At 63.1% G+C, this 17,929-nt stretch carries 14 protein-coding genes and 1 pseudogene; 10 read left to right on the forward strand and 5 right to left on the reverse strand.

Going from position 1 to position 17,929, the window contains the following annotated elements; all coding sequences use genetic code 11:
• Positions 1 to 79: 79 nt before the first annotated feature.
• Both argC and AC0L30_RS26020 read left to right on the forward strand, forming a co-directional pair.
• A complete protein-coding gene (argC, locus tag AC0L30_RS26015) occupies positions 80 to 1,126 on the forward strand; it encodes an N-acetyl-gamma-glutamyl-phosphate reductase (RefSeq protein ID WP_007591529.1) in 1,047 nt (348 codons plus the stop codon).
• Positions 1,127 to 1,140: 14 nt separating this feature from the next.
• Positions 1,141 to 1,728: a class I SAM-dependent methyltransferase gene (locus AC0L30_RS26020; protein WP_007591528.1), complete on the forward strand. Its 588-nt coding sequence runs from the start codon at positions 1,141 to 1,143 to the stop codon at positions 1,726 to 1,728.
• Between the two features lie 22 nt (positions 1,729 to 1,750).
• Here the strand turns inward: AC0L30_RS26020 and AC0L30_RS26025 are convergent, their stop codons facing one another.
• Positions 1,751 to 2,149 carry an MAPEG family protein gene (locus tag AC0L30_RS26025; protein ID WP_007591527.1) on the reverse strand — a complete coding sequence of 133 codons (399 nt, stop codon included), beginning with the start codon at positions 2,147 to 2,149 and terminating at the stop codon, positions 1,751 to 1,753.
• A 65-nt stretch (positions 2,150 to 2,214) separates the two neighbouring features.
• Positions 2,215 to 4,023, reverse strand: a complete 1,809-nt coding sequence (locus tag AC0L30_RS26030) for a PHA/PHB synthase family protein (RefSeq protein WP_376707485.1) — start codon at positions 4,021 to 4,023, stop codon at positions 2,215 to 2,217.
• 255 nt (positions 4,024 to 4,278) lie between these two features.
• Between AC0L30_RS26030 and AC0L30_RS26035 the strand changes: the two genes are divergently transcribed.
• The 5 genes from AC0L30_RS26035 to AC0L30_RS26055 all read left to right on the forward strand — a co-directional run bounded on the left by AC0L30_RS26035 (position 4,279) and on the right by AC0L30_RS26055 (position 10,654).
• On the forward strand, positions 4,279 to 4,554 hold the full coding sequence (locus AC0L30_RS26035; RefSeq protein ID WP_035992760.1) for a hypothetical protein: 276 nt from the start codon (positions 4,279 to 4,281) through the stop codon (positions 4,552 to 4,554).
• 214 nt (positions 4,555 to 4,768) lie between these two features.
• Positions 4,769 to 5,989: an LL-diaminopimelate aminotransferase gene (locus tag AC0L30_RS26040; RefSeq protein ID WP_018454429.1), complete on the forward strand. Its 1,221-nt coding sequence runs from the start codon at positions 4,769 to 4,771 to the stop codon at positions 5,987 to 5,989.
• Positions 5,990 to 6,018: 29 nt separating this feature from the next.
• The gene (locus AC0L30_RS26045) at positions 6,019 to 7,335 is read left to right on the forward strand and encodes a homoserine dehydrogenase (protein ID WP_007591523.1); all 1,317 of its coding nucleotides are present in this window, start codon (positions 6,019 to 6,021) and stop codon (positions 7,333 to 7,335) included.
• A 138-nt stretch (positions 7,336 to 7,473) separates the two neighbouring features.
• The gene (gene glpX / locus AC0L30_RS26050) at positions 7,474 to 8,475 is read left to right on the forward strand and encodes a class II fructose-bisphosphatase (RefSeq protein WP_007591522.1); all 1,002 of its coding nucleotides are present in this window, start codon (positions 7,474 to 7,476) and stop codon (positions 8,473 to 8,475) included.
• A 1,450-nt stretch (positions 8,476 to 9,925) separates the two neighbouring features.
• Positions 9,926 to 10,654, forward strand: coding sequence for a haloacid dehalogenase type II (locus AC0L30_RS26055; protein ID WP_219680299.1), 729 nt, complete (start codon positions 9,926 to 9,928; stop codon positions 10,652 to 10,654).
• A 30-nt stretch (positions 10,655 to 10,684) separates the two neighbouring features.
• Here AC0L30_RS26055 and AC0L30_RS26060 read toward each other — a convergent pair whose 3' ends face one another.
• From AC0L30_RS26060 to AC0L30_RS26070, 3 genes and pseudogenes are all read right to left on the reverse strand, one after another.
• Positions 10,685 to 12,505, reverse strand: coding sequence for a peroxidase family protein (locus AC0L30_RS26060; RefSeq protein WP_219680296.1), 1,821 nt, complete (start codon positions 12,503 to 12,505; stop codon positions 10,685 to 10,687).
• A 192-nt stretch (positions 12,506 to 12,697) separates the two neighbouring features.
• Positions 12,698 to 13,674: pseudogene (locus AC0L30_RS26065) on the reverse strand (MBL fold metallo-hydrolase).
• Positions 13,675 to 13,863: 189 nt separating this feature from the next.
• The gene (locus AC0L30_RS26070) at positions 13,864 to 14,529 is read right to left on the reverse strand and encodes a GntR family transcriptional regulator (RefSeq protein WP_246648619.1); all 666 of its coding nucleotides are present in this window, start codon (positions 14,527 to 14,529) and stop codon (positions 13,864 to 13,866) included.
• Positions 14,530 to 14,646: 117 nt separating this feature from the next.
• Here AC0L30_RS26070 and AC0L30_RS26075 point away from each other — a divergent pair, with 117 nt between their 5' ends.
• From AC0L30_RS26075 to AC0L30_RS26085, 3 genes are read left to right on the forward strand one after another with little or no spacing between them, the layout of a single operon-like run.
• Entirely contained in the window at positions 14,647 to 15,441 is a 795-nt protein-coding gene (locus AC0L30_RS26075; protein WP_219680291.1) for an enoyl-CoA hydratase/isomerase family protein, read from the forward strand.
• Between the two features lie 9 nt (positions 15,442 to 15,450).
• Positions 15,451 to 16,710 carry a CaiB/BaiF CoA transferase family protein gene (locus AC0L30_RS26080; protein WP_219680289.1) on the forward strand — a complete coding sequence of 420 codons (1,260 nt, stop codon included), beginning with the start codon at positions 15,451 to 15,453 and terminating at the stop codon, positions 16,708 to 16,710.
• Between the two features lie 46 nt (positions 16,711 to 16,756).
• Positions 16,757 to 17,749, forward strand: coding sequence for a Bug family tripartite tricarboxylate transporter substrate binding protein (locus AC0L30_RS26085; protein ID WP_007591514.1), 993 nt, complete (start codon positions 16,757 to 16,759; stop codon positions 17,747 to 17,749).
• Positions 17,750 to 17,929: the final 180 nt, after the last annotated feature.

Raw genomic sequence — 17,929 nt, forward strand, 5'->3', positions numbered from 1 at the left:
AGGCCAGCCCGGCGGACGAAGCGATGCTGCAACTTTCGGCCCGGCAAGACGATCCAGTGACGCCTGAAAGGAACGCGTGATGAGCTCGAAGAAGATCGGCATTCTCGGCGCCTCCGGTTACACCGGGGCCGATGCGGTGCGCCTGTTGGCGCGGCATCCGAATGCCGAGATCGTCGCGCTCACCGCCAACACCCACGCCGGCAAATCGATGGGCGAGGTGTTTCCGCATTTCTTCATGCTGGATTTGCCCCAACTCGTGGAATGGGAAGAGGTCGACTGGAGCAAGCTCGATGCGGTGTTCTGCGGGCTGCCGCACGGCACCACGCAGCAGATCATCGCGGCCGTGCTGAAGGCCAACCCGAAGATCAAGGTCCTCGACATGTCCGCCGATTTCCGGCTGCGCGACAAGGACACCTACGCGCAGTGGTACGGCCACGAACATCAGGCACTCGAGTTGCAGGGCGAAGCCGTTTACGGCCTGACCGAATTCTATCGGGAGAAGATTGCCGCGGCGCGGCTGGTCGCCTGTCCCGGCTGCTATCCGACGGCAGCGTTGTTGGCGCTGGTGCCGCTGGCGAAAGCAAATCTGATCGACGTCGATGACATCCTGATCGACGCCAAGTCAGGCGTCACCGGCGCCGGACGCGGCCTGAAACAGAACACGCTATTCAGCGAGGCGGGCGAGGGGATTTCGCCGTATTCGGTCGGCACGCACCGGCATGCGCCGGAGATCGAACAAGAGATCGGCGTCGCGGCGGGCGCGAGCGTGACCGTCAATTTCACGCCGCATCTCATACCGATGTCGCGGGGCGAGCTCTGCACGTCCTACGTCAAGCTCAATGGCGCGACGCCGGACGATTTGCGGGCCGCCCTCGAGAAAGCCTACGCGAACGAGCCGTTCGTGCATGTCGTCAAGAAGGGCGTGCTACCGCAGACCCAGAACGTACGCGGCTCGAACTATGTCCAGATCGGTGTCATCGCCGACCGGATCAAGAACCGCGCCATCGTGATTTCGGTGCTTGATAATCTGGTGAAGGGCTCGGCCGGTCAGGCGATCCAGAACATGAACCTGATGTTCGGATTTCCCGAGACCGCTGGACTGGAGCAGATCGCGCTGTTTCCCTGATCGGAGTGGCCGCCGTGGACCAAGGGACTCTGCAATTCTATCGGAGCAACGCCAGGTCCTATGCGGACTGGGCGAAGGCGCCCTCGACGCGGCTGCGAGGCTTTCTCGCTCTGCTGCCGTCCGGCGGCTCGATCCTCGAGCTCGGCTGTGGCGCCGGCAATCATTCGGCGGTGATGCTGGCCGAAGGTTTTTCGGTGCGCGCCACCGACGGCTCGCCTGAAATGGCCGAGATCGCGTCGCAGCGGCTCGGTCATGCCGTCGAGGCGATGCGGTTCGACCAGCTTGACGCGCACGAGGCCTATGACGGCGTCTGGGCCAGCGCCTGTCTCCTGCACGTACCGCGCGACGAACTCGCCGGCATCCTGGCGCAGATTCGTCGCGCGCTCAGGCCGTCAGGCGTGTTCTACGCCAGCTACAAGATGGGCGAGGGCGATGGCCGGGACAGTCTCGGGCGCTATTACAATTATGCGTCGCCGGAATGGCTCGAGGCGACCTACGCCAGCGCAGGTCCATGGATCACGCTGTCGTCGGACAGGAACGTGATCCAGAGCTTCGACGAGACGCCGGCGAACATGCTGCATCTCGTCGTTCGCAAGGCCTGATTTCAGACTACAAGGCCTGATCTCAAACCACCTTGAAGATCGCGACGGCCAGCACGGCCTGCGCGATGAAGCCGACGGTGAAGGCCAATGTGCGGAACACCGGGATCCCGAGCGCATAGACGATCAGATGCGCGACGCGGGACCAGAAATAGACGGCGCAAGCAAGCACCGTCCATTTCGAGGAATAGTCGATCGCGTTCAGGATCAGCACCAGCGGCGCGAACAGCACGAGGTTCTCGACGGCATTGTCATGCGCGAACATCAGACGGTTCGCCCATTCCGACTGCGGCTTGTCGGTGCGCGAGGGATTGGCCATCGCGCCACCGAGGCCGCGAATCTGGCAGCGGTTGATGGTGTAGGGAATCCAGAGGATTCCGGTCAGGACCACCGTCAGTGTCAGCCAGAACAATTCACGCGTCATAACCCGGTCCCCTCATCAATTTCTGCCGCAGGCGTGGAGCTTATACGAAAGCGCGGAAGATTCTGCTATGCGCGAACCCTGACATAGCTGCCGGGCGCGTCCTCGATCGGGGGAAACGCCTCGCTGCCGACCGTGCGGGCCGGGACTTCCTCGGGATCGAGTGCGCCCAGCCATTGCCGCCAGTCCGGCCACCACGAGCCCTTGTGCTCGACCGCGCCCTTCATCCACTCGGCGACATTGGCGGACTTCACGTTGTCGTTGGTCCAGTACTGGTATTTGTTCGAGGCGGGCGGATTGACCACGCCGGCGATGTGGCCCGAGCCGGACAATACGTATTTCACCGGACCGCCGAAGAACTGGGAGCCGTACAGCACCGATTCTGCCGGCGCGATATGGTCCTCGCGGGTTGCGAGATTGTAGATCGGCACCATGACCTTGGAGAGATCGAGCAAGGTGTTGTCCAGCACCAACGTGCCGGTCGAGAGCCGGTTCTCAAGATAGCAATTGCGCAGATAGTACGAATGGTTCGACGCGGTCATGCGCGTCGCGTCCGAATTCCAGTGCAGCAGGTCGAACGCGCTCGGCTGTTGGCCCTTGAGGTAATTGCTGATGACATAGGACCAGATCAAATCGTTGGAGCGCAGCATGTTGAAGGCCATCGCCATCTTCGAGCCTTCGAGCACGCCGGCCGCCTTCATGTCCTGCTCGAGGGATGCGATCTGCTCCTCGTCGACGAACACGAGCAAATCACCGGCATGGGTGAAGTCGACCTGTGCCGCGAAGAATGTCGCGGACGCCACACGCTGGCGGCGCTTCTCGGCGAGCCAGGCCAGCGTGGTCGCGAGCATGGTGCCGCCGACGCAATAGCCGGCGGTGTGCACCTTCATCTCGCCGGTGACCTTCTCGATCACGTCCATCGCCGTGAGCGGGCCTTCCTTCATGTAGTCTTCCCAGCTCTTGGCACCGAGCCGCTTGTCGGGATTGACCCATGAGATCACGAACACGGTGATGCCCTGATCGACGCACCACTTGATGTAGGATTTCTCCGGCTTGAGGTCGAGGATGTAGAACTTGTTGATCCAGGGCGGGATGATCAGGAGCGGCGTCCGCAGCACGTTCTCCGTCGCCGGCGCATACTGGATCAGCTGCATCATCTCGTTCTGGTAGATCACCTTGCCGGGCGTCGTCGCCATGTTCACGCCGACGACGAGATTGTCCGGATCGGACTGACGGATCTTCAGCGTGCCCTTGCCGGCGGCGATGTCCTCGGCCAGCATCTTCAGCCCGCGCGCGAGATTTTCGCCGCTGCTGGCCACCGTCGCGCGCAGCACTTCCGGATTGGTTAGCACGAAGTTGGACGGCGACATCGCGTTGGTGAGCTGCTGGACGTAGAACTCGGCCTTGCGGCGTGTCTGCGGATCGAGCCCCTCGGCGTCGCGCACAAGCTCCTGCGCAAATTTGGTCGTGAGCAGATAAAGCTGCATCACGAAATCGAAGAACTGGTTCGACTTCCATTCCGGATCGGCAAAGCGCTTGTCGCGCGGCGAGGGCGCGATCGCGGGCGGGGCGTCCTGACCGGCCATGCGGCGCGCCGCCGAGCCCCAGAGGTCGAGATAGTCCTTGGCGAGCTTGGTCTGGAGTGCGGAAGACCGCGACGTATCCGACAGCCAGTATTCGGCGACGGCGGTGAAGGTCTTGACGACCTCGGCTAGCTCGGCCGGCGGACGATCCTGCACCTCGCCGCTTTCGCGCGGCTTCAGGTATGCGGCGAGCGCCTTGCCGCCGCTCTCCATCGCCCGCGCGACATTCATCGCGAAGGTTTCCGCATCGAACTTCGTCTCGGGTTTGGGCGTATCGATCGTGGCCATACTCATGAGCAGAACAGTAACGATTCATTCCGTATTCGTCACCGCGAAGCTCGCATGTTTGGCGTTAAACACTCGCGAAGATGTGTTGCAGTGCGACAAATTTTCTTGGTTCCGTCACAATCGAGCCGCACCGCTCGGCTTGGTGGGTATCTGGGCTATTTTCTCGCTCGCACCATTTGGGCAGCAATGGTTTGAGCTTGGGCGCGGGCTTGGGTAAGGTTGCCCGGGGCCGTGCTTTGGGACGAAGTGGGGATTTCCCTAGTGTTGGCGTTGAGGGACCTGCAAAAGTCGCGGCGGATCTGTGGCGCGCTGCTGATGGTGGCGCTCGCCCTAGGCGGCTGCTCGAGTCAGCTTGCGGATATGACGCCTTCCGATGCGCAAGCGCATCCCAGGGAGGCCGGGAGCTATCTGCCGGTGCACGATCTGCCTCCGGATCGCGATCAGGCGGTCATCCCGCCGGACCAACGCGCCAAGATCGAGGCCGAGCTTGCTGCCGCGCGCGACCGTCAGGCGGTCGCCACCAAGGACGCGAAATAGGGCCCTGCAAGGTAATCGCTGGCGCCTCCGCCTCGCCGTGCTAAAAGACCTTAGTTCAGCCGAGAGTCAGGGCGAACGACTTCAGTCAACGTCGTCGATAATTGCTCTAAGTATTTGATCTTGAGTAATTTTCGCGAAGGACGCGGGCGCCTTCCGCCTGGTCTTTATGGCCTGTCGATTCTGTCCTGACCGGTTGCCCGGAGCCGAGAGAGCCATGGAAGAGTTTTACCGCATCCGCCGCCTTCCGCCTTACGTATTCGAACAGGTCAACCGGGCCAAGGCAGCCGCGCGGAATGCCGGCGCCGACATCATCGACCTCGGCATGGGCAATCCGGACCTGCCGGCGCCGGCGCATGTGCTGGAGAAGCTGAAGGAGACGCTGGGCAAGCCGCGCACCGACCGCTACTCGGCCTCCCGCGGCATCCCCGGGCTGCGCCGGGCCCAGGCCGGCTACTACGCCCGCCGTTTCGGCGTGAAGCTCAATCCCGACACCCAGGTGGTGGCGACGCTCGGCTCCAAGGAGGGGTTTGCCAACGTGGCGCAGGCGATCACCGCGCCCGGCGACGTCATCCTCTGTCCCAATCCGAGCTACCCGATTCACGCCTTCGGCTTCTTGATGGCGGGCGGCGTGATCCGCTCGGTGCCCTCAGAGCCGACGCCGCAATTCTTCGAGGCGGTCGAGCGAGCGATCGTGCATTCGATCCCGAAGCCGCTGGCGCTCGTCGTCTGCTATCCTTCGAACCCGACCGCCTATGTTGCGAGCCTCGACTTCTACAAGGACCTGGTCGCGTTCGCGAAGAAGCACGAGATCCTGATCCTGTCCGATCTCGCTTATGCCGAGGTTTATTTCGACGAAAGCAACCCGCCGCCCTCGGTGCTCCAGGTGCCGGGCGCGATGGACGTCGCCGTCGAGTTCACCTCGATGTCGAAGACCTATTCGATGGCTGGCTGGCGCATGGGCTTCGCGGTCGGCAACGAGCGCGTGATTGCGGCACTCGGCCGCGTCAAATCCTATCTCGACTACGGTGCGTTCACGCCGATCCAGGTCGCAGCGACCGCCGCGCTGAACGGACCGGACGATTGCATCAAGGAGATGCGCGACACCTACCGCAAGCGGCGCGACGCGCTGGTGGAATCGTTCGGCCGTGCCGGCTGGGAGATCCCGCCGCCGGAGGCGTCGATGTTCGCCTGGGTGCCACTGCCGGAAGCCTTCCGCAGCGTCGGCAGCATGCAGTTCGCGACCCTGATGGTGGAGAAATCCGGTGTCGCGGTCTCGCCCGGCGTCGGCTTCGGCGAGCATGGTGAAGGATATGTCCGTATCGCCATGGTGGAAAACGAGCAACGGATCAGGCAGGCCGCGCGCGGCGTGCGCCGCTTCCTTGAAAGCGGCATCGAAACGTTGCACAACGTCGTTCCGCTCGCCACTCGGCGTTAAGTTCTCTTCCGCAGGTTTTCCAAGGCATCATGGTTGCACCCCTGAAAGTGGGCATAGCGGGGCTCGGCACCGTGGGCGCCGAAGTTGTCCGTCTGATTGAAACGCAGGCGCGCGTGCTTGCCGGCCGCAGCGGCCGCGGCATCCGCGTCGTCGCCGTCACCGCGCGCTCGAAGGCCAAGAAACGCGGCGTCGATCTGCGCGGCGTCGAGTGGGTCAAGGATCCGCTTGCCCTCGCCACGCATCCCGGCATCGACTGCTTCGTCGAGCTGATGGGGGGCTCCGGCGATCCCGCCTTGTCGGCGGTCGAGGCCGCGCTCGCTGCCGGTAAATCCGTCGTCACCGCCAACAAGGCGTTGCTGGCAAAGCACGGCCTCAAGCTGGCAAAGGCCGCCGAAAAGCACGGCGGCGCGCTGAATTTCGAGGCAGCCGTCGGCGCTGCGATCCCTGTCATCAAGACGTTACGCGAAGGCCTTGCCGGAACCGGCATCAACCGGGTCTACGGCATCCTCAACGGCACCTGCAATTACATCTTGACCCGGATGGAGCAGGAGGGCCTGTCCTTCGCCGAATGCCTGAAGGACGCGCAACGGCTCGGCTATGCCGAGGCCAATCCGTCCTTCGACGTCGACGGCCACGATACCGCGCAAAAGCTCGCCATTCTCGCCAGCCTCGCTTTCGGCACGAAAGTTGCTCAAAGCGCGGTGTATGTCGAAGGTATCTCCTCCATCGCGCCGGAAGATCTCCGTGCCGCTGACGATCTCGGTTACCGGCTCAAGCTCCTCGGCGTCGCGGTTCGCACCGCCAAGGGAATCGAGCAGCGCGTGCATCCGACCATGGTTCCGAAATCCTCGTCGATCGCACAGGTGATGGGTGTCACCAATGCGGTCACGATTGATGGCGAGGGCATCCCGCCGATCACGCTGGTCGGCCCCGGTGCCGGCGGCGCTGCGACCGCATCCGCCGTCGTGGCCGACATCGCCGACGTCGCGCGCGGCATTCGCGCCAATCCGTTCGGCCGGCCGATTTCGCAGCTGCGCGATACCAAGAAGGCGCCGATGGAGCGCCATGAGGGCGGCTACTACATCCGACTTCTGGCACGCGATTTCCCGGGCACCGCGGCTGCGATCGCGACGCGGCTTGCGGAGCAGAAGATTTCGATCGAGTCGATCGTGCAGCGCCATCCCAATGGCGGCGCTGCGCCGGCAGACGGCAAGGCGGTCCCGGTGCCCGTCATCCTCATCACCTATGCCACGCACGAGGACGCCGTGCGCCGCGCGCTCGCGGCCGTGCAGAAGGACAAGGTGATCAGTGGGCGACCCCAGGTCATCAGGATCGAGAAGAACTGAGCATGACCCGGAAAAGTGTGAAGCGGTTTTCCGGAAAGGTCATGCTCCAAGAATAAGACACGGTTCGAACGAACTGTGGGTGTTACGAGTTGATGCGACGGAGATGTCCGTCCAAAACTGTTTCGAAGGAGTGAGCCGATGTCGACCCATATTTCAGTCCCGCCGCAAGCGTTGCTCGAGCGCATTCTCACGCTGGAGATCGTGCGTGTGACGGAGCGGGCGGCGGTGTCTTCGGCGCGTCTGCGCGGGCACGGCAACGAGAAGGCGGCCGACCAGGCCGCGGTGGACGCGATGCGGCGCGAGCTCAACAAGCTCCCGATCGAGGGCACCATCGTCATTGGCGAGGGTGAGCGCGACGAGGCGCCGATGCTCTTCATCGGCGAGAAGGTCGGCATGAACGCCGGCCCGCAGGTCGACATCGCCGTCGATCCGCTCGAAGGCACCACGCTGTGCGCCAAGAACATGCCGGGCTCGATCGCCACCATGGCGATGGCCGACGGCGGCACGCTGCTGCACGCGCCCGACGTCTACATGCAGAAGCTCGCGATCGGTCCCGGCTATGACAAGGGCGTCGTCGAGCTCGATGCGACACCGGCCGAAAACGTCCACCGCCTCGCCAAGGCCAAGGGCGTCAAGCCTGACGGCATCACCGTTCTCGTGCTCGACCGGCCGCGCCATGCCAGCATCATCGAGAGCGTACGCTCGACCGGCGCCGCCGTGCGCCTGATCACCGACGGCGACGTCGCCGGCGTGATCCACTGCGCCGACCCCGACAATACCGGCGTCGACATGTATCTCGGCACCGGCGGCGCGCCGGAAGGCGTGCTCGCGGCCGTGGCGCTGCGCTGCATCGGCGGCCAGATGCAGTGCCGTCTCATCCTCGACTCCGAAGAGAAGCGCGAACGCGCCGCCAAGATGGGCGTCAACGATCCCAAGATGATCTACGGCATCGAGGACATGGCGCGCGGCGACTGCCTGTTTGCCGCCACCGGCGTCACCACGGGCTCGCTGCTGTCAGGCGTCAAATTCCGCAAGGACGGCGTGATCGAGACCGAGACGGTGGTGATGCGTTCCGTCACCGGCACCGTGCGCTACATCAAGGCCGAGCATCGCGAACTGGCGAAGTTCCATTTGGACTAGTGTCAGCGACGTCCGCCTGCGTTCGTTCGGCGAATTTAGCCGGACGTCGTCGCATACAGCACCAGGATGGACATGATCCATCGCCTGTCTACTAAGGGCTGCGCGGCGCGGCCGGCATGAACAAGAACGCATCGCGCAGGTCAGAGCGAGTTGGAGCGCTTTTTGGAGCTCACCAACTTCCTCAGCCCAAGGCAGCAAAAAAGCCCTCGCTGACGCAATGTCTCCGCTCGCGAGCGCGCGGCGCGCATTCGTGTCCGCCTCGGCATAGGCGTCGGTCGCGAGCATTTTGGACAGCTCTTGCGATACGCCGCCATCGAGGATTTCCAGGCGAGCTTCCGATACGTAGTGATCTGGCCGCAGCTCTATCAGGTTCTCTGACTTCGCCGGATCGAAAAGCCCGACCTTGCCCAGCATGATCAGAAGCGGGTGATTTCGCGCGAGAGATGACGGAATGATCTGGTAGGTCTTGAGCCTTCCAGCTCGGTCTTGAAGAGAAAAGAACGAAATGACCGGCCCGATCCGAAAGCGCGAGTTGCGGTGGAGCACCGCAACGTGACCGATGTTCTCGTCATCGTCTTTGTACACCGTCCCGCTCTCGATGTTTTTGTCGAGGCCATTTGCAATCAAATAGGACGAAGCGTTGGCAACACGAAGCGTGACGCCGCGTTGGTCGAGTCCGTCCACCTCAAATTCGATCTCGCGTCCGATGAATGCGGACAGTCCGACCGTATAGGCTCCGACGGTCTCTCCGGAACGGAAGGGAATGATTTCCATCCACGATCCGAACGGATGATCCGGAAACGGCTCGAACGAGCGGCGTGACTGCTCGAGCCACATCTCGGGCGAGCGGCCCACATTGCCGCGCTAGACGACGCCGAGACAGCCGGGAAGTGCTTCAAGCACGGCGCCGACAAAGGCAGTCGTAAGGCGCACACTCTCGGCGAACCCAAGCGCTTTCGTTCTGAGTTGTCTTCGGCGGAGCCCATTGTCCCGACGACGAGGTGCGCGCGGTGGCGGCCGGCGGCGTGGAAAGCCTCCGGCCATACCCAGGAGGCTCGCTGCCATAGCTGCTGATCGTAGGGCATGGGTGCGGGCATCAAGAGGATGGTCATGAGATGATCGCCGACGCGGATGAACATCGGACCGTCGGTATCGTTACTTGGTGCGACTGGGCTGCGGTCCCACCGCAAGCCAGGATGACGAACGCGTAACGTCTCGATTAAAGATGCCTCGTCCGGAAGGCGGGCATCCTCAAGCAATATACATGCAACAGGGATGGTGGTCATGACAGATGCGCTGCACCCCGACTGGTTGAGACCCGTCACTTTGTTCATCTTGCGCGTGTTTGATGTGCGGGACTAGCGCTATTGTTGCACGGAAAGGATCATGCTTTAAAGCCTTTCATCTGAGACGAAGCCAGCCGGGGCGCGGAAAATCCGCGAAGCGAAACATGACCACGACATCCGATCTCTCCGCCGTCAAAGCCCTCGTCTTCGACGTGTTCGGCACAGTCGTCGACTGGCGCACCAGCCTGATCACGGACTTCATGTGGTGGGCGAAGGGCCGCGGCATCTCCGCCGACTGGACCGCACTCGTCGACGGCTGGCGCGGCATGTACATGGCCTCGATGGATGACGTGCGCAAACATCCCGAGCGCGGCTATGTCATGCTCGATGATCTGCATCGCCGCTCGCTGGAAAAGCTGGTCGCGCAATTTTCGATTCCAGGCCTGACCGAAGCCGATCTCGATCACCTCACCAGGGGCTGGCACCGCCTGTATCCGTGGCCCGACAGTGTCGCGGGCCTGACGCGGCTGAAGACGAAATTCGTGATCTCGCCGCTGTCAAACGGCAATGTCGCGCTGCTCACCAACATGGCGAAGTTCGCAGGGCTTCCCTGGGACCTCATCATGTCGGCCGAGCTGTTCGAGCACTACAAGCCCGATCCCGAAACCTATCTCGGCGCCGCGCGCCTGCTCGGCCTCAAGCCGGAAGAGGTGATGATGGTCGCCGCCCACAACGGCGATCTCGCTGCCGCGCAGAAGAACGGGCTGAAGACGGCTTTCGTGGCGCGACCGACCGAATACGGTCCGCTCCAGAAGGTCGATTTCGAGGCCACCGGCAATTGGGACATCGTCGCCAGGGATTTTGGCGGAATCGCCGACAAGCTCGGGTGCTAAGGTGGCTGCGACTTTGCAGAGGGCCAAGGCTCAGCCTCGCAGCACGTTCCACGGGGCGAAGGCGTTGTTGACGCCCTCGAGCGCCGGTCCGAGTTGCGGCACATGCCGCAGCAGCACCGATTTCATTCCGTTGTTGTGGATCCAGTCCAGACCGAAATTGGTGTAGACTTCCGCCCGGTAGTCATCGGTGAAGAACCGGTCGCTCTTGAGACGCCGCGATGCCATCAGGATGAAAATGCGGAAGGCGGTATCGCTGAAGCCAAAACCATCCGGCAGGTCCTCGGCCAATAGTCCGACCATCAGATCAACGCGATCGACGTCGCCCTTGTAGATCGCGCGCATCTTCCTGGCCGCGCCGGGGATGCTGGTGATTTCCTCGAATGTGTTGACCCGCTTCTTGCCGACCAGTTCGCGAAACCGATTGTAGCGCGGCACGCCGCGCTCGCGATCGCGCATGATATCGATGGCGGCCACGTCCAGCAACGGCTGGCCGTCTTTCGTGAACTGGCGCAGGAAGTTGGGAAAATTGTGGAGGCGAATGGCGCCGGGATGAGCGGTGCCGAAGGAGTGGAGCAGGTTGGCGAAGCCGTGAGTCTGCATGAACTTGCGGGAGGCGGGGCCCTGCATATGGACCAAATCGCTAGGGGTAATCTCTGCGCTATCGAGCCGCCGTACATCCATCTTTTCGGGGATCAGCGGGTGCAGGCGGTACACGGCGGTGAATTCCTCCGTCATCGCGTACGGCGCGCTGTGCTGATCCGTCGGAGAGCCGATGATACCAAAGGCGGCTTCGCTGTCCTTGCCGAGCACCGCGCGCAGCACCCGGCACGGGATCCCCGACCAGTTGGCGTGCATGCTGAAGTCCAGTGCGGGATGGCCGAGGATGCCTGGCGTCCATTCGACGGTGTGGATCTTGGCGATCAGGGCTGCGTTGATCAGGCGCGCATGCTGGAATAGCGCCTCGTCGTTCCAGGTCGGATACCGCGTCTTCAAGCCGTCGCAGATGACATTGTGCTCGCGTGCAAAGAGGTTGTGCAGCAGGCTGAGCCCCACCCACCAATTGTCATTGAAGCCGGTGAGATCGGCGCCCGGATGGACTGGATCGGCTGGAAGCATCCCATCATCGCCGACAGCGATCTTCCCATCTGCCCCGGAACGGATCTGCATCTGCCTCGCGCGGTCGCTGCCGTAGATCTGTCCGGCGTCCCACCAGTGCGAGTTGAGGTTGCGGAACGTGGGAGTCGCGCCGAGCCATGGTTCACGTGGCGTCTCGTCGCAAACGGTCCGACGGATCTTCATGCAGCCGTCGATCCGCTGATCCGCTGGCCATTCGTCGTTTGGCTTCAGCGGAATCTTGAACTCGTTTCCCGACTTAGGGGACCCATGGCTGAACCAATTATGGGTTTCGAACTGGATCCAGGCGGCGGCCAGCAGATTGAGGCTGGTCGCGGGAATGAATTCGCGGCGCGCCAGCAATTCCTCCGAGATCAAGCGCGGACTGGGTTCGAGCAGGTCGTCCAGGCTGCCCGGTACACATTCGGGCAGCGCGAAATTGCGTCCGAACCGGGCGCCAGCCATCCCCATGCGCGGATGGTCGAGGCTGTTGAACGAGCCGTCGGCGGAACGCCAGCGGTCATTGCCCGTGCTCCAGCGAGGCGATGTCGTGCCGTAGCCGGTATGGTGCAGATTGTGCTCACGCAGCCGGTCGCGGAACGCCGAGAGATTGGCAGCTCCGAGCAGGGTCGGCAGTTTGTCCCATGTGACAAAGAAGTTGACGGCCCGATAGACAACATCCGGGACCCATTGGAGCCGGTCACGATGGAAGACAAAACCATCGTTCTCGCGGGACATTGACGCTCCCAAACAATTCACGTCAATAAATGCGATCTGCAATTAGTAGCTGTAGTTCAATAACACCAAAATGTCCGCCTGCCAACGCCGCCGGAGACATTGCGGATTGCAATTGCTTGCCGGTCAGCCGGACAGCGGTGATCGTTCGGACGGCCCGGGCGGCGCGTGCGCCACCCGGACCTGATCCGCCGATTACAACGTCATCTGCATCGGTTCGGGATAATAGTGGAATCCTTCGCCGGCCTTGGCAACATGGCCATAGCCCGGCCAGGCGAAGTGATAGGACATCACGGGCGTCTTGTTCGCCGCAAGCATAGTCAGCAGCTTGACGCGCGACTCGGCCGCCTGCTTCGGGTCGGTGTCGTAGGAGAATTCCATCCGCGGCCGCTCGAGCAGCAGAACGGGATGGTGCGAGAGGTCGCCCATGAAGGCGAAGGACTTGCCGGCCGACGAGACCATGAAGATGGTATGGCCGATGGTGTGACCGGGCGCTGCGATCGCCTGAACGCCGGGCAGGAATTCCTGGCCATCCTTGAAGAACACGATGCGGTCGCGCACCGGCAGCAGGTTCTTGCGGGCGTGAACGACGAAATCCTTGGCGTCGCTGCCGAGCTTGCCTTCGTCGGTCCAGAAGTCGAAATCGGTCTGCGAGATGTAGATCTGCGCGTTCGGAAACAGCGGCTTGCCGCCGTCGTCCACGATGCCGCCGATGTGGTCGATATGCGCATGCGAGCAGACCACCGCATCGATGTCCCCAGGCTTGATGCCTGCCTCGGTCATGCTCTTCTGCTGCCGGCCGGTGGTGGCGCCGAACATCTTCGAGCTGCCCATGCCGGTATCGAACAGAATGAGCTTGTCGCCGGTGTTGACGATCGGCGAGTTCTGTTCGAGCACGACATTGTCCGGCGACAGGAAATTGTCGACAAGCATCTTCTTCACCTCTTCCTTGGGAACGCCGGTGAAGGTCCCGGAGGGGTCGCCGAGCGGCAGCGGTCCGTCGGAGACGATGGTGACTTCGGCATCGCCGAGAACGAAGCGGTGCCAGTAAGGCGTCCCGTCTGGGTGCCGAGCTTGGGAGCGCGCGCCATCGCGCTGCTGCCGAGCATTGCGCTGGCACCAAGGCCAGCCCCGAGAGCGAACAAGGATCGACGTGAGACATCGATTGTCATGCGTTTCCTCCGCTTTTGTCTTTTGTTTTGCGCAATTGTTTGCGCGTTACATTCGGCCCGCGCCGATCGCCTCGCGTCAGCACGATCCGACCGCACGGCTGAATGCAATCAATGATTGTGTCGCGATTGTGTCTCTTGACCGCGCGTTGTAGGGGGCCGCGAGTTTCTTTCTGCGTCGCGAATGCCGTCTCACGCAATCCGCGGCACCAGGTCACTGCCTTCCGTTTCAGCAAAGCCCGCCTGCAAAACCTCTTCGCGCTTGTGGCGTAGATGCGCGCGCAGGATATGGGCGAGGCCGACGCCGTCGCGCCTCTGCAGTGCGTTCAGGATGGCATCGTGCTCCTTCACGGCGACCGCCCAGCGCTCGGGCGTCATCGGCGTGACATAACGCGCGCGCCGGATGCGCGCGGTCACCGACGCATACAGCCCTGCAAGCACCGGGTTTCCGGCCGCAGCGACGATGCCTTCGTGAATGGCGCGGTTGCCGCGATAGTACTGGATGAGATCGCGCTCGCGATAATGCCGCACCATGTCCGCGTGCGCGGCGGCGATCGCGGCGATCTCGGCGTCCATGATGCGCTCGCAGGCGAGCTCGCCGGCGAGCGCCTCGAGACCCTGGCAGACCTCGAAGAGGTCGCGCATGTCCTTGTCGGTCAGTTTTGCGGCGCGCGAACCGCGATGCGGCAAAAGCTGCACGAGCCCTTCGGCGGCGAGCACCTTGAGCGCCTCGCGTAGCGGCGTGCGCGATATCTGAAGCCGCTCGCACAGCTCGCGCTCGGGAATCCGCGCGCCGGGCGGGATTTCGCCGTCGAGCAGGATGGCCCGGATGCGGCCGACGACTTCCTCATGGAGCATGGGTCTGAAGTCCATTTGAATGCAAAAATGAAGCTATATGCGAATTAATGCAAGTTCCAGCTTGTAAATCGATCATTTTGCATTCAAAAATGTAGAAAAGCAGAAGGACATGAGGAAATGGACCAGCAGGTGGTGGCGGAAGACCTCGTTTTCGAGCGCCAGGACGGTATCGGGCGGATCACCTTCAACCGCCCGCAGGCGCGCAATGCCTTCACCTTCGCGATGTACGAGCGGCTCGCCGCGATCTGCGAGGAGATCAACGACGATCACGCGATCAAGGTGCTGGTGCTGCGCGGGGCCGGCGACAAGGCCTTTGCCGCGGGCACCGACATCAATCAGTTCCGCGATTTCAAGTCGCCGCAGGACGCGATCGACTACGAAAACCGCATCGATCGGGTCCTGACCACGCTCGAGCAATGCCGCGTGCCGACGATAGCAGCGATCAACGGGTTCTGCACCGGCGGCGGCGCGGGCATCGCCGCGGCCTGTGATCTCCGCATCGGCACCCAAAGCGCGAAAATCGGCTTTCCTATTGCCCGCACGCTCGGCAATTGCCTGTCGATGTCCAATGTCAGTCGTCTCACCGCGCTGATCGGCGCTGCCCGCGTCAAGGATCTGATCTTCACCGCGCGCCTCGTCGACGCGACGGAGGCGGCCAGTGTCGGGCTGCTCGGCGAGGTCGTCGAGGATCTTACCGCGCTCGACAGGCGCGCCGACGAGGTTGCCCGATTGCTTGCCAGCCACGCGCCGCTGACGCTGAATGCGACCAAACAGGCCGTGGCGCGTCTGCAAAGGCGGCTGACGCCGGACGAGGGCGAGGACCTCATCCTGATGTGCTACACGAGCCAGGATTTTCGCGAAGGGCTCGATGCTTTCCTCACCAAGCGCGCGCCGCAATGGCGCGGCCAATAGGACGCCCCGATGCAAAGCGATCGCTCGCAATCAACCTCCGGCCGTTCGGGGCCGCTTGCCGGCCTCAAGGTCATCGATCTCACCCATGTCATGGCGGGGCCGACCTGCACTTTGATGCTGGCCGACATGGGCGCCGACGTGATCAAGATCGAGAAATCGCCGAACGGTGACGACACCCGCCATTCGGTGCCGCCGAAGATTGGCGACGAGGCGGCCTCCTTCCTGATGATGAACCGCAACAAGCGTGGCATCGTGCTGGATCTGAAGACCGAGGGCGGCAAGCAGGTGTTGCGGCGGCTGATCGCGGGCGCCGACGTGCTGGTCGAGAATTTTGCGCCGGGCGCCATGGAGCGCCTCGGCTTCGGCTACGAAGACCTGCACAAGCAGCATCCAACGCTGATCTATTGCTCGCTGTCGGGCTTCGGCCGCACCGGACCCTACAAGCACCGCCGCGGCTTCGATCTGGTCGCCCAGGCGATGAGCGGCATCATGAGCTTTACCGGCGAACGTCCCGATGGTCCGCCGGTGAAATGCGGCCCGCCGCTGTCCGACATCACCGCCGGCCTGCTGGCGAGCATGGGCATCCTCGCGGCCTACACGCACCGTCTCAAGACCGGCGAAGGGCAGTGGGTCGAGACCTCGCTCTATGAGGCCGCGCTGGTGCAGACCTACTGGCAATCCACGATAGCGCTGGCCGCTGGCACTGCGCCGCGTGCGATGGGTTCGGCCCATCCGCTCAACGCGCCGTACCAGGCCTTCGAGGCCTCGGACGGCTGGCTGGTGGTCGGCGGCGCCAACAAGAAGCACTGGCTGTTGATGCTGGAAGCCCTCGGTGCGAGCGAACTCGCCTCCGATCCGCGCTTCGTCACCGGGGCCGACCGCATGGCCAATCTGAAGGAGCTCGAAGCTGTCCTGAGCGAGCGCTTTCGCACCCGGACGCGGGCGCACTGGCTCGCTGCGCTGGACGAGAAGGGCGTGCCGTGCGGACCCGTGCACGACATGCTGGAGGCGCTTCGCGATCCGCAGACGCTGGCGCGCGAGATGGTCGTCGAGGTCGAGCATTCCACGCTCGGACCCGTGAAGACGATCGGCTTGCCGGTCAAGTTTTCGGAGACCCCGGGCAAAGTGCGCACGGGCGCGCCGGTCTACGGTGAGCATACAAGCGAGGTGCTGGTCGAGCACGGGTTCGACCAGAAGCAGATCGAAGCGCTCGAAAAAGAAGGCGCAATCGTCCTGGCATCAGGAAGACGCGAGGAACGCGTCGCCTGACCGGACGTCGAAAACAACAAGATACAAAAATCAGCTGGAGGACATCATGGGTCGGACGTCAACACTTCTGCTCTCCGCCGCCGCAATTGTGCTCGCCGGCACGATGCCGGCGCTCAGTGCCTGGCAACCGCAAAAGCCGATCGAGTTCGTAGCGACCGCCGGGCCCGGCGGCGGCACCGACAATCTCGCGCGCGCCGTGCAGAACATCATCACCAAGCACAAGCTGGTGGAGCAGCCGATCGTCGTCGTCAACAAAGGGGGCGGCAGCGGCGCGGAAGGCTATGTCTACGGCAAGGCGTCCGCCGGCGATCCCTACAAGGTGATCTTCGGCACGTCGAATGCCTGGCAGCAGCCGCTCGTCTCCAAGGTCGCCTTCAACTACACCGATCTCACTGCGATCGCGGCGATGGCGCAGGACGAGTTCCTGCTCTGGGTCAAGCAGGACGCGCCCTACAAGACGGCGGGCGACTATCTGAAGGCGGCCGCCTCGGGCGAATTCAAGATGGGTGGCGCGCAGTCGAAGGATACCGACGAGGTGCTGACCCGCATGATCGAGAAAGCCGGCCACATCAAGCTGACCTACATCCCCTTCAAGAGCGGCGCAGAGACTGCCGTGCAGCTCGCCGGCGGACACCTCGACTCCCACGTCAACAATCCCAGCGAAAGTCTCGGGCAATGGCGCGGTGGAACGCAACGACCGCTTTGCGTTTTCAGCCCGAAGCGGCTGCCGCAGGGCGCCAAGGTCACCGCGACCGAAGGCTGGGGCGACGTTCCGACCTGCGTCGAGCAGGGCCTCGACATCAAGCAATATGAGCAACCGCGGACGGTGTGGCTCCCCGGCAAGGTCACCCCGGACCAGGCCGCGTTCTATGTCGACCTCATGAAGAAGGTGCAGGCGACGCCGGACTGGAAGGACTACATCGAGAAAACCTCCCAGGTCGACACGTTCCTGACTGGCGCCGAACTCGACAAGTTCATCAAGGAGGACCTCGAGCACGTCAAGCAGGTCGCGGGCGAGCAGGGCTGGTTGGTCAAGTGAGGCGGCCGATGGCGTTCGATCGCGCAGCCGAGTTCAACCACCGTCCTCATCCTGAGGAGCCCGCCGCAGGCGGGCGTCTCGAAGGATGGCCGGGGATGGGATGTCGTCCGGAGCCGTCCTTCGAGACGCGCGCCAAAGCGCGCTCCTCAGGACGAGGACTGAGCAAACATCTGGCGCTTC

Source organism: Bradyrhizobium sp. MI1.11 (genome assembly GCF_055811255.1).

What these genes read in the sequence shown, in the direction of transcription:
- argC (WP_007591529.1), top strand. Translation starts at nt 80, where the DNA reads ATGAGCTCGAAGAAGATCGGCATTCTCGGCGCCTCCGGTTACACCGGG.
- AC0L30_RS26025 (WP_007591527.1), bottom strand. Translation starts at nt 2,149, where the DNA reads ATGACGCGTGAATTGTTCTGGCTGACACTGACGGTGGTCCTGACCGGA.
- AC0L30_RS26030 (WP_376707485.1), bottom strand. Translation starts at nt 4,023, where the DNA reads ATGAGTATGGCCACGATCGATACGCCCAAACCCGAGACGAAGTTCGAT.
- AC0L30_RS26040 (WP_018454429.1), top strand. Translation starts at nt 4,769, where the DNA reads ATGGAAGAGTTTTACCGCATCCGCCGCCTTCCGCCTTACGTATTCGAA.
- AC0L30_RS26045 (WP_007591523.1), top strand. Translation starts at nt 6,019, where the DNA reads ATGGTTGCACCCCTGAAAGTGGGCATAGCGGGGCTCGGCACCGTGGGC.
- glpX (WP_007591522.1), top strand. Translation starts at nt 7,474, where the DNA reads ATGTCGACCCATATTTCAGTCCCGCCGCAAGCGTTGCTCGAGCGCATT.
- AC0L30_RS26055 (WP_219680299.1), top strand. Translation starts at nt 9,926, where the DNA reads ATGACCACGACATCCGATCTCTCCGCCGTCAAAGCCCTCGTCTTCGAC.
- AC0L30_RS26060 (WP_219680296.1), bottom strand. Translation starts at nt 12,505, where the DNA reads ATGTCCCGCGAGAACGATGGTTTTGTCTTCCATCGTGACCGGCTCCAA.
- AC0L30_RS26070 (WP_246648619.1), bottom strand. Translation starts at nt 14,529, where the DNA reads ATGCTCCATGAGGAAGTCGTCGGCCGCATCCGGGCCATCCTGCTCGAC.
- AC0L30_RS26075 (WP_219680291.1), top strand. Translation starts at nt 14,647, where the DNA reads ATGGACCAGCAGGTGGTGGCGGAAGACCTCGTTTTCGAGCGCCAGGAC.
- AC0L30_RS26080 (WP_219680289.1), top strand. Translation starts at nt 15,451, where the DNA reads ATGCAAAGCGATCGCTCGCAATCAACCTCCGGCCGTTCGGGGCCGCTT.
- AC0L30_RS26085 (WP_007591514.1), top strand. Translation starts at nt 16,757, where the DNA reads ATGGGTCGGACGTCAACACTTCTGCTCTCCGCCGCCGCAATTGTGCTC.